The following is a 14,848-nucleotide window of genomic DNA, read 5'->3' on the forward strand; positions in this document are numbered from 1 at the left end:
GGGTAGCCGCGGTTATGCCGCTTTTTGGAGCGCCAGGGGAGCGGGATGACCCGCAAAGAACTCCATGGCCGCCGCGACGCCCGATCCCGACAGGCGGACGCCCGACAGCTTCAGGCCCATTTCGCAGCCCGAGAGCGCCGCCATCAGGGTCAGGTCGTTGCAGTCCCCCAGGTGGCCGATGCGGAACATGCGGCCCTTGACCTTGCCCAGGCCCGTTCCCAGCGACAGGTCGAAGCGTTCGTAGATCAACTTGCGCACGGCGTCGGCGTCCACGCCCTCGGGCATGATCACGCCGGTCAGCACCGGCGACTGGCTGGCGACCTCGTTGCACTGCACTTCCAGGCCCCAGGCCTTGACGCCCGTGCGCACGCCCTCGGCCCAGCGCCGGTGGCGCGCGAACACGCCCTGCAGGCCGCCGAAATGCGGGTCCAGCAGCATGTCGCAGGCCTCGGCCAGCCCGTACAGCAGGTTGGTGTTGGGCGTGTAGGGCCAGTAGCCCGTCTTGTTCATCTCCACGATCTCGTCCCAGGCCCAGAAGGCCTTGGGCAGCTTCGCGGACTTGCTGGCCTCGAGCGCCTTGGGCGACAGCGCGTTGAAGCTGATGCCCGGGGGCAGCATCAGGCCCTTCTGCGAGCCGGAGACGGTGACGTCCACGCCCCACTCGTCGTGCTTGTACTCGGCGGACGCCAGGCCCGAGATGCTGTCGACCAGCAGCAGCGCCGGGTGCCTGGCCGCATCGATCGCCTTGCGCACGGCCAGGATGTTGCTGGTGGCGCCGGTGGAGGTCTCGTTGTGCACCACGCACACGGCCTTGATGCTGTGCTCCTTGTCGGCCTTCAGGCGCTCCTCGATCAGGTGCGCCTGCACGCCCTTGCGCCAGCCTTCCACGCCGGGGAGGCCGAGGAACTCGGGCTTCAGGCCCAGGCGCGTCGCCATCTTCTGCCACAGGGTGGCGAAGTGGCCGGTCTCGTACATCAGCACGTGGTCGCCGGGGCTCATGGTGTTGGCCAGTGCCGCTTCCCAGGCGCCGGTGCCCGAGGCCGGATAGATCACCACCGGGTGCTTCGTCTGGAAGATCTGCTGGATGCCCTTGAGCACGCGCAGGCCCAGCGCGCCGAACTCGGGACCGCGGTGGTCGATGGTCGGCATGCTCATGGCCCGCAGGATGCGGTCCGGGACCGGGGACGGACCCGGGATCTGCAGGAAGTGGCGGCCGGTGGGGTGGAAGTCGAGCGTGACCATGTGAGCGGGCTCCGTTGAAGGTCCGCCATTTTTTGCATACAAAATTCTCTTGTCAATACCCGATCACTCTGGATATGGATTTGCACCTTTGCCTTTTTGCATACAAAATCGCCTCCATGTCCGCAGAAGTGATCCCCATCCCCCGCGCGGCCCTGCACGAGCAGGTGGCGCAGCGCCTGCGCCAGATGCTGGTGGAAGGCCGCATCGCGCCCGGCGCCAAGCTCAACGAGCGGGAGCTGTCCGAGCTGCTGAACGTCTCGCGCACGCCCCTGCGCGAGGCGATCAAGATGCTGGCCGCCGAAGGCCTGGTCGAACTGCTGCCCAACCGCGGCGCGGTGGCCGTGTCGCTGAGCGAGCAGGACATCCTGGACACCTTCGAGGTGATGGCCGGGCTGGAAGCGCAGTCGGGCGAGCTGGCCGCCCAGCGCATCACGCCCGAGGAGCTGGCCGAGATCCAGGCCATGCACTTCGAGATGATGGCGGCGTACACGCGGCGCGACCTGTCCACCTACTACGCGCTGAACTCGCGCATCCACTCGGCGATCAGCGCCGCGGCCAAGAACCCGGTGCTGGCGCAGGTGTACCAGCAGGTCAACGCGCGCCTGCAGGCGCTGCGTTTCCGCTCCAACCAGGACGGCGAGAAGTGGAAGCGCGCCGTGAAGGAACACGACAAGATGATCGAAGCCCTGGCGGCGCACGATGGCGCGGCGATGCGCGACGTGCTGCTCACCCACCTGCGCAACAAGCGCGAGGTGGTCCTGGAACAGATGCGTGACGTGCGCCGCAAGGAGGCATCGTGAACGCTCCCCTGCCCCTGGAAGTCACGCGCGAAGCCGCCGGTGCGGCCTACGACAGCGTTTCGAAAGCCAGCAACGAGGTCGCCGGCCGGCTGGCCCAGCGCCTCGCCTCGGAAACGCAGGGCGAAGTCCTGTTCTCCCCGCCGACCGCGGCCGCTATGCCACCGACGCCTCGATCTACCAGGTGATCCCGGTCGGCGTGTTCGTGCCGAAGTCGGCCGAGGACGCACGCATCGCCCTGGACATCTGCCGCGACCTGAAGGTGCCGGTGGTGCCGCGCGGCGGCGGCACCAGCCAGTGCGGCCAGACCGTGGGCGCCGGCCTGGTGATCGACTTTTCCAAGCACGTGCGCAACGTGCTGGAAGTCGATGCGGCGAACCGCACCGTGACGGTCGAGCCCGGCATCGTGCTGGACCACCTGAACGCGCAGCTGAAGAAGACCGGCCTCTGGTATCCCGTGGACGTATCCACCGCGGCCCAGGCCACGCTGGGCGGCATGGCGGGCAACAACTCCTGCGGGAGCCGCAGCATCGCCTACGGCAACATGGTGCACAACGTGCTGGGCGCGCAGGCCTGGACCTCCGACGGCCAGCTGCACAGCTTCGGCCGCTTCGAGGAAGCGACCGGCACGGCGCGCCTGCTGGGCGAACGCGTGCGCGAGCTGGCAATGGCTCTCAAGCCCGAGATCGAGGCGCGCTGGCCCAAGGTGCTGCGGCGCGTGGCGGGTTACAACCTGGACGTCTTCCACAACCAGAACGAGAAGCCGTACACGAACGACGGCAGCGTCAACCTGGCCCACCTGCTGGTGGGCAGCGAAGGCACGCTGGCCCTCACGCGCAGCCTGAAGCTGCAGCTGTCGGACCTGCCCAGGCACAAGGTGCTGGGCATCGTGAACTTCCCCACCTTCTACAAGGCGATGGACTCGGCCCAGCACATCGTCAAGCTGGGCACCGACGGCACGCTCACCGCGGTCGAACTGGTGGACCGCACGATGATCGAGCTGTCGCTGCAGAACCCCGCGTTCGCAGCCACCGTGCGCACCGCGCTGATCGGCTCGCCCGACGCCGTGCTGCTGGTGGAATTCGCCGGCGCCGACAAGACGACGCTGCTGCGCAAGCTGAAGGACCTGGAAGCGCTGATGGGCGACCTGGGCCTGCCCGGCTCCGTGGTGCTGATGCCCGACGAGACGCCGCAGAAGGCGCTGTGGGAAGTGCGCAAGGCGGGCCTCAACATCATGATGAGCCTGAAGGGCGACGGCAAGCCGGTGTCCTTCATCGAGGACTGCGCGGTGCCGCTGCAGCACCTGGCCGAATACACCGACGCGCTCACGCAGGTGTTCCGCAAGCACGGCACCAAGGGCACCTGGTACGCCCACGCCTCGGTGGGCACGCTGCACGTGCGGCCGATCCTGGACATGCGGCGCAACGGCGCGCCCGAGATGCGCCACATCGCCGAGGAAGCCTCCGAACTGGTGCGCAAGTACAAGGGCGCGTATTCGGGCGAGCACGGCGACGGCCTGTGCCGCGGCGAGTGGATCCGCTGGCAGTTCGGCCCGGCGATCGATTCGGCGTTCGGCGAGATCAAGCGCATGTTCGACCCGATCGGGCTGCTCTCGCCCAAGCGGATCATCGATCCGCCGCGCATGGACGACACGCGGCTGATGCGCTTTCCGCCCTCGTACAAGGTGATCCCGCTCAAGCCCGCGCTGGACTGGAGCGCCTGGGACGTGCAGAACGATCCCGCCACCGAGCAGACCACCGCGCCGGGCACCGGCGGCGACCCCGCCAAGGGCTTCGCCAAGGCGGTGGAGATGTGCAACAACAACGGCCACTGCCGCAAGTTCGACGCCGGCACCATGTGCCCCAGCTACCGCGTCACGCGCGACGAGCAGCACCTCACCCGCGGGCGCGCCAACACGCTGCGCCTGGCCGTGAGCGGCCAGCTGGGCCCCGACGGCCTGGTGAGCGACGCCGTGCGCGAAGCGCTCGAGCTGTGCGTGAGCTGCAAGGGCTGCAAGCGCGACTGCCCCACCGGCGTGGACATGGCGCGCATGAAGATCGAGTTCCGCCATGCCGATGGCAGGAAGAACGGCTGGTCGCTCAAGGACAAGCTGGTCGCCAGGCTGCCGGACTATGCGGCCACCGCCAGCCGCTTCGCCGGACTGCTGAACCTGCGCAACAAGAGCGGCCTGCTGGCCGCGCTGGGCGAACGCGTCCTCGGCTTCTCGGCCAGGCGCTCGCTGCCCGAATGGCAGGGCCGCCACTTCTTCAACAGCGGCGTGACCGGCGCCAGCCGCGAGCAAGTGCTGGCCGCCGCGAAACCCGTGGTGCTGTTCGTCGACACCTTCAACGGCTTCTTCGAATCCGCGAATGCGAAAGCGGCGTTCGACGTGCTGCAGGCAGCCGGCTACACGGTGCACATCGCCAGCAAGCAGACGCCGGACGGCAAGCACCTGTGCTGCGGCCGCACCTACCTGTCCAGCGGCATGGTGGACGAGGCGCGTGCCAAGGCAACCGAGCTGCTGGACGCGCTGCATCCGCTGGCGGCCAGGGGCATCGCCATCGTCGGCCTGGAGCCCTCCTGCCTGCTGTCCATGCGCGACGAGATGACCACCATGGGCTTCGGCGAGCGTTCGCAGGTGCTCGCGAAGCAGTCGCTGCTGCTGGAGGAGTTCCTGGCCCGCGAGGCGGCTGCCGGGCGGCTGGAGGAGCTGAAGCGCAAGCTCAGGCCGCTGGACAAGCCGGTGCTGGTCCACGGCCACTGCCACCAGAAGGCTTTCGGCGCGGTGTCGCCGGTGCTGGATGTGCTCAAGCTCATCCCCGGCGTGCAACCGCAGCTGATCGAGTCCAGCTGCTGCGGCATGGCCGGCAGCTTCGGTTACGAAGCGAAGCACCATGCCGTGTCCATGCAAATGGCCGAGCTGAGCCTGCTGCCGGCCGTGCGCGCGGCTCCCGACGCCATCGTGGTGGCCGACGGCACCAGTTGCCGGCACCAGATCCAGGACGGCGCGCAGCGCGAGGCGCTGCACGCGGCGGTGGTGCTTGAAATGGCCTTGCGGGCCTGACCCGCAACCCATCGGCACAGGCACAATGGCCGGGTGACCCCGACGACGCCCTGCACCATCCGCGCCGCCCTGCCCTCCGATGAAGCCGCCTGGCGCCTGCTCTGGCGCGGCTACTGCGATTTCTACAAGGCCCAGCTGCCCGACGAGGTGACCGGCCGCACCTGGAAGCGCATCCTCGACCCCGATTCGCAGGTGATGTGCATCGTGGCCGAGGTCGACGGCCAGGTTTACGGCTTCGCCAACTGCGTGGTCCACGAGAACACCTGGGAGACCCAGGCCGTCTGCTACCTCGAGGACCTGTTCGTCATGCCGGCGGCCCGCGGCCACGGCCTGGGCACCTCCCTGATCGAGTGGCTGCGCAACGCCATGCGCGCCGAGGGCTGGGCGCGCCTGTACTGGATGACGAAGGCGGACAACGTGCAGGCGCGGCGCCTGTACGACCGCTTCGCCCAGGCCGACGGCTTCGTGCGCTACGTCATCCCGCAAAGATGAAGTTGCCGGGTCCAGCCCGCACCCTGCGGTTCCGGCTGTTCCTTCTGGCCGCCAGCGGCCTGCTGCCCCTGGCCCTGGTGGCCGGCGTGGTGCTGGCCTACGTGACCGGCGAGCGCGAACGCGACATGCAGGACACCGCGCTGGCGGTGTCGCGCGCCCTGTCCACTGCCGTGGAAGCGGAACTGAATGCCACCATCGGCGTGCTGCAGAGCGTGGCGCTGGCCGAGGAACTGCAGTCGGGCGACCTGCCCCGCTTCCACGCCCTGGCCCGCCGCGTCGGCGGCAGCCAGGGCTGGCGCGCCATGGTGCTGTCCGACACCGGCGGGCGCGTGGTGCTGAATTCGGCCGTGCCGCTGGAGGCCGTCCGCCCGCAACCGGTGGAACAGGAAAGCATGCGGCGCGCGCTGGCGACCCGCCAGCCGGTGGTGGGCACGGTGGCCGAAGGGCCGCAGCGACAGGGCCCCGCCTTCGCCGTGCGGGTGCCGGTGATGAAGGGCGACGAGCTGGTGCACATCCTGTCGGCCGTGGTGCCGGCGGAACGCATCCTGGCCGTCGTGCAGCGGCAGAGGCTGCCGCCCACCTCGGTGATCGCCATCTTCGACCAGAGCGGCACGCGCGTGGCCCGCTCCATGCTTCACACCAGTCCCCGCCCTTCGCCCTCGCTGCAGGCCTTGCTGGCCAAGGGCTTGCCGGAAGGCGTGGGCCCGACCCACACCCTGGAGGGCGTGCGCAGCGTCACCGGCTACGTCAGGCTGCCGGAGTCCCAATGGGTCGTGGCCACGGGGATCTCGGTGGAGGAAGCCAACCGCGGCTTCTACCAGGTGCTGGCCGCCGTGGCCGCCGGCCTGCTCGCCTCGCTGGGGCTGGCCGCCTTCGTCGCCTGGTATTTCTCGCGCGACGTCACCGCGCCGATCGACGCGCTCAAGGCGGCCGCGGGCGCGCTCGGGCGCGGCGAGCCTGTGCACCTGGCGCCGCTGGGCATCGCGGAGTTGCGCGATGTCGCCCAGGCGCTGGAGCAGGCCTCGGCCGACCGCGACCGCGCCGCACAGGAGCGCGAGACCCTGCTGGCCCGCGCCACCGAGGCCCTGCGCCGCGCGGAGGAGGCGGGCCGCAGCAAGGACGAATTCCTCGCCATGCTCGGGCACGAACTGCGCAACCCGCTGGCGCCCATGGCCACCGCGCTGCACCTGATGGCGCGCAGGGGCGACCCCGGCACCCGCGCCGAGCGCGAAGTGATGGAGCGCCAGGTCGCGCACATGAAGCGGCTGGTGGACGACCTGCTGGACGTCTCGCGCATCACCGGCAAGCGCCTGGAGATGCGCATGCAGCCCTTGCGCATCGCCGACCTCGTGCGCCACGCCAGCCAGTCGGTGCAGCCGGTGCTGGGCCTGCGCCGCCTGGCCGTGGAGGTCGACGAGCACGCGCGCAACCTGTGGGTATCGGGCGACGAGGTGCGACTCGGCCAGGTGCTGAACAACCTGCTGGGCAACGCGATCAAGTTCACCGGGCCCGAAGGGACCATCACGCTGCGGCTGCGCCGCGCGGCCGACGGCCACGCCGAGATCAGCGTGCTCGACACCGGCTTCGGCATGCCGCCGGAGGTGCTGGAACACGTGTTCGACCTGTTCTACCAGGCACCGCAGGGCGCCGACCGCTCGCGCGGCGGCCTGGGCCTGGGCCTGGCCATCGTGCGCAGCCTGGTGGAGATGCACGGCGGCTCGGTGCATGCCGAGAGCGGCGGCGACGGCCGCGGCAGCGTCTTCACCCTGCGGTTGCCGACGATCACGCCGCCGGTGGCGCTCGGCGATCACGGCGAGGCTGGGGCGGCGGGGACGGGGCAGGGACGCGTGCTGCTGGTGGACGACAACCAGGATGCGGCCGACACGGCCTCCGCGCTGCTGGAGATCTCCGGCTACGAGGTGAAGGTGGCGTACGACCCCGGCATCGCGCTCACCATCCTCGACCAGTTCAGGCCGCAGGTGGCCGTGCTGGACATCGGGCTGCCGGGCATGAGCGGCTACGAACTGGCCACGCGGTTGCGCGGCCATCGAAATGGGGCAAACTGCTACCTCGTGGCGCTCACCGGCTATGGGACTTCGGCGGACGTCGCGAACGCCCTCGAGGCCGGCTTCGACCAGCACCTGGTGAAGCCGGCACCCCCGACGCCCTGCTGGACGCGATCCGCCGGGGCATGCAGGACAGGACCCGACGCATGACACGACCGCTCCTCCTCGGCTGCATCGCCGACGACTTCACCGGCGCCACCGACCTGGCCAACAACCTCGTGCGCGCCGGCATGAAGGTGGTGCAGACCATCGGCGTGCCGCGCGGCCCGGTGGAAGGCGTCGATGCCGTGGTGGTGGCGCTGAAGTCGCGCACCATCCCGGCGGCCGAGGCCGTCGCGCAGTCGCTGGCCACGCTGCACTGGCTGCGCGAGCAGGGCTGCGGCCAGTTCTACTTCAAGGTCTGCTCCACCTTCGACTCGACGCCGCAGGGCAACATCGGCCCGGTGGCCGAGGCGCTGCTGCAGGCGCTGGGCGCGGACTTCTGCTGCGTGACGCCGGCCTTCCCGGAAAACGCGCGCACCGTGTACCAGGGCTACCTGTTCGTGGGCGAAGTGCCGCTGAACGAATCGGGCATGCGCAACCATCCGCTGACGCCGATGACCGATGCCAACCTGGTGCGCGTGATGCAGGCGCAGTCGGACGGGCCCGTGGGCCTGATCCCGCACGCGGTGGTGCGCGCCGGCAGCGAAGCGATCCGGCAGCGCATCGCCACGCTGCGCGCGGACGGCGTGCGCTTCGGCGTCGTCGATGCGGTGGCCAACGAGGACCTGATGGCGCTGGGCGCGGCGATCGCCGACGCGCCGCTGGTGGTGGCCGGCTCCGGCGTCGCCATCGGCCTGCCGCGCAACCACGGCCTGGCGCCATCGCCGGCCGCGGCCGCCCTGCCCCCGCCGCGCGGCGCGCAGGCCATCGTGTCGGGCAGCTGCTCGCTGGCCACGCAGCAGCAGGTCGCCGAGTTCCAGCGCAGCGGCGGCGCCTCCTACGTGATCGAGCCGCTGCAGCTGTCCCAGCGGCGCGAGGCCGTGATCGCCGCGGTGCTGGAGTGGGCGCAGCCGCGCCTGGCCCAGGGTCCCGTCCTCGTGTATTCCACCGCGACACCGGACGCCGTGCGCGCCGTGCAGCAGGACCTGGGCGTGCAGCAGGCCGGCGAGCTGGTGGAACAGGCGCTGGCCGCGATCGGCCGCGCCCTGGTGGAACGCGGCGTGCGCCAGCTGGTGGTGGCCGGCGGCGAGACCTCCGGCGCCGTCGTGCAGGCGCTGGGCATCCAGCAGATGCGCATCGGCCCGCAGATCGATCCCGGCGTACCATGGTGCCACGCTGCCGCGACGGCCTGCGAAGCCGAGCTGCATCTCGCGCTGAAGTCCGGCAACTTCGGCACTCCCGATTTCTTCCGCAAGTCCTTCGAAAGGCTCGCATGACCGAATCCCAGGCCCGCGAGGAAATCTGCCGCGTCGGCCGCAGCCTCTACCAGCGCGGCTACGTGCACGCCACCGCCGGCAACATCAGCGTGCGGCTGGACGACGGCTTCCTGATCACGCCGACCGATGCCTGCCTCGGCTTCCTCGACCCGGCGACGCTCTCCAGGGTCGACAACGAGGGCCGCCAGCAGGGCGGCGCGCCGGCGAGCAAGACGCTGGCGCTGCACCGGCGCATCTATGCCGCCAGCCGCGGCGCCGGCTGCGTGATCCACACGCACAGCACCCATTGCGTCGCGCTCACGCTGTCCGAGCCGAGCGGCGACCTGCTGCCGCCGATCACGCCCTACTTCGTGATGAAGGTGGGGCACGTGCCGGTGGTGCCGTATCACCGCCCGGGCGCTCCCGAAGCCGCCGATGCGGTCTCCGAGCTGATCGGCCGCTACGCCGCGCAGGGCACGCCGCTGCGCGCCGTGATGATGACCCGCCTGGGCCCCAACGTCTGGCACGACACGCCGGCGCAGGCGATGGCGGTGCTCGAGGAGCTGGAGGAGACGGCCCGGCTCTGGGTGCTGGCGCGGCCGAAGCCGCAGCCGCTGCCACCCGAAGCGATCCAGGAACTGCGGGTGGCCTTCGGGGCGCGCTGGTAAATCTCCTTCCTGCGGCGCAGGCACGGGGGAACCCCATTGCCCGCGCAGCACGCCGCCGCACAGAATCGTCCGGTCACCCCCACAGGAGATCGGCGCGATGAGCGAAGTGAAATGGACCGGCGGCACGGAACACTGGACGCGCAAGGGCGACGTCAAGCTGTTCCTGTGGAACAAGAAGGCGGCGCCGGGCGTCCCGCACGCGGGCACGCTCTTCTTCGTGCACGGTTCCTCCATGGCCTCGCAGCCCACCTTCGACCTGCACGTGCCGGGCCGCCCCTTCTCCTCGGCCATGGACTGGTTCGCGCAGCAGGGCTTCGACACCTGGACCATGGACAACGAGGGCTACGGCCGCTCGGACAAGCACCGGCCGATCAACTCGGACATCAGCAACGGCGCCGACGACCTGGAGGCCGGCACGGCCTACGTGCGCAAGGCGACCGGTGCCAAGCAGCTGCTGATGTACGGGATTTCCTCCGGCGCGCTGAAGGCCGCGCTGTTCGCGCAGCGCAACCCGGGCGTGCTGGCGAAGTTGGCGCTGGACGCCTTCGTCTGGACCGGCGAAGGCAGCCCCACGCTGGAGCAGCGGCGCAAGAAGCTGCCCGAGTTCCTGGCGAAGAACCGGCGGCCCGCGGACCGTGCCTTCGTGCACAGCATCTTCAACCGCGACCATCCCGGCACCGCCGACGAGGCGACCATCGAGGCCTTCGCCGACGCGATCCTCACGCTCGACTCCTCCCTGCCCACCGGCACCTACGTGGACATGTGCTCGAAGCTGCCGGTGTGCGACCCTGAGAAGATCGACGTGCCCACCATCATCCTGCGCGGCGAGTGGGACGGCATCGCGAGCATGGAAGACCTGCTGGCCTTCTTCCACAAGCTGCCCAACATGCAGAAGCAGTTCAGCGTGATGCGCGGCATCTCGCACGCGAGCTTCCAGCAGAAGAACTACATGATGGTCTACCAGATCCTGCATGCCTTCTTCACGCTGCAGGATCCCGTCTACACGGGGTGACGCCATGAAGTTCCAGGTCCCTGCCCTCCTCCTCGGCTGCGCGCTGTCGTTCGCGCTGCCGCGCCGGCCGCGGCGCAATCGCCCGCCGCGGGCTACCCGAACCGGCCGGTGAAGCTGATCGTGCCCTTCGCACCGGGCGGCTTCACCGACGTGGTGGCGCGCATCCTGGGCAACAAGCTGTCGCAGTCCATGGGGCAGCAGTTCGTCGTGGAGAACAAGGCGGGCGCCGGCTCCACCATAGGCACCGACTTCGTGGCCAAGGCGCCGCCCGACGGCTACACGCTGCTGATGGTGTCCAGCACGCACGTGATCAGCCCCTGGCTGTACAAGAACCTGCCCTACGACCCGGTGAAGAGCTTCGCCGCCGTCGGCAAGCTGGTGGACTCGCCCTACGTGCTGCTGGTGCACCCCAAGGTGCCGGCGAAGAACGTGCAGGAGTTCATCGCGCTGGCCAAGGCCGCGCCCGAGAAGATCCACTACGCGTCCTCCGGCAACGGCAGCGCGCAGCACCTGATGGGGGCCTGTTCGCCGCCATGACGGGCGCGCCCATCAAGCACGTGCCCTACAAGGGCAGCTCGGGCGCCGCCAACGACCTGGTCGCGGGCATCGTCGAGAGCAGCTTCGCCGGCGTGCCCAATGCGCTGGCGCAGGTGCCGCAGGGACGGCTGAAGGCGCTGGCCGTCACCACCGCCCGGCGCGCGCCGCAACTGCCCGACGTGCCGACGCTGCAGGAGGCCGGCGTGGCCGGCTACGATGCGTCGGTATGGTTGGCCCTGCTGGCGCCGGCCGGCACGCCGCCGGAGATCGTGCAGAAGCTCAACGCCGAAGTGGCGAAGCTGATGGCGTCGGCGGAGACGAAGAAGGCGCTGTTCGATGCGGGCGTCGAGCCTTCGCCGTCCTCGCCGCAGGAGATGGCGGCCTACCTCGGGGTCGAGCTGGAGCGCTGGGGCAAGGTGGTGAAGGACGCGGGCGTGAAGCTGGAGTGAGCCTCACACCAGCAGCGCCACCAGGAAGATCCCGATCATCATGAAGGCCAGGACGAACTTGGCCAGCATGCCCGCCATCAGGCCGATCCAGGTCGAGATGCCCACGCGCACCGCCTGCTGGTGGTTGCGCCGCGCCAGGTACTCGCCGGCGGCCGCGCCCACCAGCGGCATGAACAGCACGCCGACGATGCCCAGGAAGATGCCCGCGACCGTGCCGATCGCCGCGCCGATCACCGCCTGGCGGCTGGCGCCGGCGCGCTTGGCCCCCAGCATCGCCGAGATGTAGTCCATCAGCCAGGCGAGCACCGCCAGCACCGCGATCGCGGCCAGCGCGAACCAGCCCACGCGCGTGAAGTCGTCGATCCAGGCGCCCAGCACCAGCCCGGCGAGCACGAGGATGGTGCCGGGCAGCGCGGGCAGCACGATGCCGGCCAGGCCCACCAGCACGAGGCCGGCGCTCAGGATCCACAGCAGGGTCGGGTTCAAGCGGAAATTTCCTTCCAGGTGTCGAACAGGCCGAGGCGCCAGGCGGAGGACCAGGCCTTGAACACTTCCACGCCGCGCACGCTGTGCCCATGCCTGTCGATGGGGGTGAGTAGACGGCCAGGCCCATGCGGCCGGGCACGACGGCGAGGATGCCGCCGCTGACGCCGCTCTTGGCGGGCAGCCCCACCTGGTAGGCCCAGGTGCCGGAGGAGTCGTACATGCCGCAGGTGAACATCAGCGTCAGCACGTCGCGCAGGTGCTCGCGCTTCAGGGCCTGCTCGCCGGTCACCGGCTGCATGCCGCCGTTGGCGAGCGTGGCGGCCATCATGGCGAGGTCCCGCACGTCCACGTCCACCACGCACTGCCGCGCGTACAGCTCCAGCGCGCCGTCGATGTCGTCGCCGATCACCCCGAAGTGCCGCAGCAGGTGCGCGATCGCCAGGTTGCGGTGGCTGCCCTCCAGGCCGGAAAGGTCGGTCGCCTCGTGCAGGCGCGCGGTGCGCCCGAGGTACATGCCGAACATCTCCATGACCTGCTGCGCGGCGCCCTCGGGATCCGCGTGGTGCAGCAGCGCGGACATGGTGATCGCCCCGGAGTTGATCATCGGGTTGTACGGCAGGTGGTCCTCCTCCAGCTCGATGATCGAGTTGAAGGCTTCGCCGGTCGGCTCCACGTTGACCTTGCGGTGCACCGCTTCGCGGCCGAAGCGGTCCAGCGCCAGCCCGTAGACGAAGGGCTTGGACAGGGACTGCAGCGTGAACAGGTGCGTGTCGTCGCCGGCGGAGACCAGCTCGCCGTCGACGCTGGCCACCGCGATGGCAAAGGTGGCCGGATCGGTGGCACCCGCTTCCGGCGTGTACGGCGCGGGCTCGCCGCCCGACACGCCGCGGAAGCGGTCGAGCAGTCCCTGCAGGAAGGCGCCGGCATCGGCGCGGTGGCTCTTCATGGCTGATGAAGATTACGCAAGCCCCGCCGGAGCCTCTGTAGGTGCGTGCCGCCTCCCGCCCGGGCGGCCGGCGTCAGCGCGCGCCTTTCTCCTGCACCAGCAGCCCGAGTGCCGCCCAATCCAGTTCGCCGCGGCCGCCGTCACACAGCTCGCCGACCAGCTGCTCGGCGAGCACCGCACCCTGCAGCCGCGCGCCGGCCGCGCGCGCGGTGGCCAGGGCGATGCGCAGGTCCTTGCGCATCAGGCGGGCGCGGAAGCCCGGCTTGAAGTCGCCGGAGATGACGCGCTCGCCGTGCTTTTCCAGCACGAAGCTGCGCGCGGTGCCGCCCAGCAGCACGTCGCGCATCACGCGCGGGTCTACGCCCTGAGACTTCGCCAGCGCGATCGCGTCGGCCACGCCCAGCAGCGCGCCGGCGACGGCGACCTGGTTGCAGGACTTCACCGTCTGCCCGGCGCCGCTCGCGCCCACGTGCGTGATGGCCTTGCAGAACGCGTTCATCACTTCGCGGCAGGCCCCGACGGCCTCGGCCGGCCCGCCCGCCATGCAGGCGAGCGTGCCGCTCTCGGCGCCCTGCTGGCCGCCGCTGATGGGCGCGTCCAGGAAGGCCACGCCCTGCTGCTTGAGCTTCTCGGCGAAGCGCCGCGCCGAGGTCGCGGCGATGGTGCTGGTGTCGACGACGCACCCGCCCGAGGCGATGCCCTGGGCGACCCCGCCCTCGCCGAACAGCACCTCTTCCACCGCCGCATCGTCCGAGAGGCACAGGAAGACCAGCGGGCAGGCGCGCGCCACGTCCGCCGGCGATGCCGCGCGCCGCGCGCCCGCATCCACCAGCGGCCGCGCCGCCTCGTCGCGCCGCGCGAACACGTGCAGCGCGTAGCCCGCGCGCAGCAGGCAGTGCGCCATGCCGCTGCCCATCACGCCCAGGCCGATGAAGCCGACGGCGGTTTGCTTGTCGAAAGTCCTGGTCACTTCGCGATTGCCTTTCCCATGCGTTTCGGACGCCTCCTCGATCATCGCCTCGATTTCCGCCGATGCCCCGGACCGAGGCCGTCCGGGCATTGCCTAAAGGCCCCTGGGAATGCCCCGTGCGGAAAGTCACAACCCGCGGCGGGCCCGCGACCGGCGGTGCGCTGCTGCCGGTGCACGGTCACGGAAATCCAGCCGGCGCCGATAACCTGTATCAAATAGATACAACTTCTGGAGCACCCGGAAATGACGGTTCTGAAGACGAAAGCGGATTCACTGTTCTCCTGGCGCCGCGCCACGGTGGCCATGCTGCTGGCCGGCGCTGCCTCCGCGCAGGCAGCGGAAACGCCCCCCACCCTGGCCGGGGTCACGGTGGTGAGCGCCGAACAGGCGCGCAAGCTGGCCGACGGCGGCGTGCCCGTGATCGACACGCGCGTGGCCAACGAGTACGTGCAGGAACACATCAAGGGCGCGAAGAACATCCCGTACAAGGAGAAGAGCGCCAAGGACGTGAAGTTCGACGCCAAGGAAGACAGCTTCGACCTCTCGAAGCTGCCCGCCGCGAAGAACGCGCCGGTGATCTTCTATTGCAACGCCGGCGAATGCTGGAAGAGCTACAAGGCCTCCAAGGTCGCGGCCGAAGCGGGCTACTCGCGCGTGCACTGGCTGCGCGGCGGCATCCCGGAGTGGAAGTCCAAGGGCTACCCGGTCGAGTGACGCGCTCA

12 protein-coding genes and 2 pseudogenes are annotated in these 14,848 nt (G+C 70.1%); 10 read left to right on the forward strand and 4 right to left on the reverse strand.

Annotation, left to right across the window (positions count from 1 at the left end):
* Positions 1-12: 12 nt before the first annotated feature.
* Positions 13-1,242: a pyridoxal-phosphate-dependent aminotransferase family protein gene (locus HK415_RS10020; RefSeq protein WP_171558615.1), complete on the reverse strand. Its 1,230-nt coding sequence runs from the start codon at positions 1,240-1,242 to the stop codon at positions 13-15.
* Positions 1,243-1,358: 116 nt separating this feature from the next.
* On the opposite strand from HK415_RS10020, the gene HK415_RS10025 reads away from it, so the two are divergent.
* The 9 genes and pseudogenes from HK415_RS10025 to HK415_RS24925 all read left to right on the forward strand — a co-directional run bounded on the left by HK415_RS10025 (position 1,359) and on the right by HK415_RS24925 (position 11,724).
* The gene (locus HK415_RS10025; protein ID WP_171558617.1) at positions 1,359-2,042 is read left to right on the forward strand and encodes a GntR family transcriptional regulator; all 684 of its coding nucleotides are present in this window, start codon (positions 1,359-1,361) and stop codon (positions 2,040-2,042) included.
* Positions 2,043-2,050: 8 nt separating this feature from the next.
* Positions 2,051-5,103 (forward strand): annotated as a pseudogene (locus HK415_RS10030) (FAD-binding and (Fe-S)-binding domain-containing protein).
* Between the two features lie 33 nt (positions 5,104-5,136).
* Complete coding sequence (locus tag HK415_RS10035; protein ID WP_309246649.1) at positions 5,137-5,595, forward strand: GNAT family N-acetyltransferase; 459 nt, start codon at positions 5,137-5,139, stop codon at positions 5,593-5,595.
* Positions 5,592-7,811, forward strand: a complete 2,220-nt coding sequence (locus HK415_RS10040) for an ATP-binding protein (protein ID WP_171558619.1) — start codon at positions 5,592-5,594, stop codon at positions 7,809-7,811. Before HK415_RS10035 ends, HK415_RS10040 begins: the two co-directional genes overlap by 4 nt.
* Positions 7,808-9,079 (forward strand): 3-oxo-tetronate kinase, encoded by a 1,272-nt coding sequence (otnK, locus tag HK415_RS10045; protein ID WP_171558621.1) that lies wholly within the window; start codon positions 7,808-7,810, stop codon positions 9,077-9,079. Before HK415_RS10040 ends, otnK begins: the two co-directional genes overlap by 4 nt.
* Positions 9,076-9,726, forward strand: coding sequence for a class II aldolase/adducin family protein (locus HK415_RS10050; protein ID WP_171558622.1), 651 nt, complete (start codon positions 9,076-9,078; stop codon positions 9,724-9,726). The genes otnK and HK415_RS10050 overlap by 4 nt, the downstream gene beginning before the upstream one ends.
* A 97-nt stretch (positions 9,727-9,823) precedes the next feature.
* On the forward strand, positions 9,824-10,738 hold the full coding sequence (locus HK415_RS10055; RefSeq protein ID WP_171558624.1) for an alpha/beta hydrolase: 915 nt from the start codon (positions 9,824-9,826) through the stop codon (positions 10,736-10,738).
* Between the two features lie 108 nt (positions 10,739-10,846).
* Positions 10,847-11,275 (forward strand): tripartite tricarboxylate transporter substrate-binding protein, encoded by a 429-nt coding sequence (locus HK415_RS24920; protein ID WP_309246650.1) that lies wholly within the window; start codon positions 10,847-10,849, stop codon positions 11,273-11,275.
* The gene (locus HK415_RS24925; protein ID WP_253261836.1) at positions 11,272-11,724 is read left to right on the forward strand and encodes a tripartite tricarboxylate transporter substrate-binding protein; all 453 of its coding nucleotides are present in this window, start codon (positions 11,272-11,274) and stop codon (positions 11,722-11,724) included. The genes HK415_RS24920 and HK415_RS24925 overlap by 4 nt, the downstream gene beginning before the upstream one ends.
* A gap of 3 nt (positions 11,725-11,727) precedes the next feature.
* Here HK415_RS24925 and HK415_RS10065 read toward each other — a convergent pair whose 3' ends face one another.
* The 3 genes and pseudogenes from HK415_RS10065 to HK415_RS10075 all read right to left on the reverse strand — a co-directional run bounded on the left by HK415_RS10065 (position 11,728) and on the right by HK415_RS10075 (position 14,126).
* Complete coding sequence (locus HK415_RS10065) at positions 11,728-12,210, reverse strand: DUF456 domain-containing protein (protein WP_171558627.1); 483 nt, start codon at positions 12,208-12,210, stop codon at positions 11,728-11,730.
* Between the two features lie 130 nt (positions 12,211-12,340).
* A pseudogene (gene glsA, locus HK415_RS26965) lies at positions 12,341-13,156 on the reverse strand (glutaminase A); the annotation flags it as partial.
* Positions 13,157-13,229: 73 nt separating this feature from the next.
* Positions 13,230-14,126, reverse strand: a complete 897-nt coding sequence (locus tag HK415_RS10075; RefSeq protein WP_309246651.1) for an NAD(P)-dependent oxidoreductase — start codon at positions 14,124-14,126, stop codon at positions 13,230-13,232.
* A gap of 243 nt (positions 14,127-14,369) precedes the next feature.
* On the opposite strand from HK415_RS10075, the gene HK415_RS10080 reads away from it, so the two are divergent.
* Complete coding sequence (locus HK415_RS10080) at positions 14,370-14,840, forward strand: rhodanese-like domain-containing protein (protein ID WP_171558631.1); 471 nt, start codon at positions 14,370-14,372, stop codon at positions 14,838-14,840.
* Positions 14,841-14,848: the final 8 nt, after the last annotated feature.

It is taken from the genome of Ramlibacter montanisoli, from assembly GCF_013087525.1.
GTDB classification, from domain to species: Bacteria; Pseudomonadota; Gammaproteobacteria; order Burkholderiales; family Burkholderiaceae_C; genus Ramlibacter; species Ramlibacter montanisoli.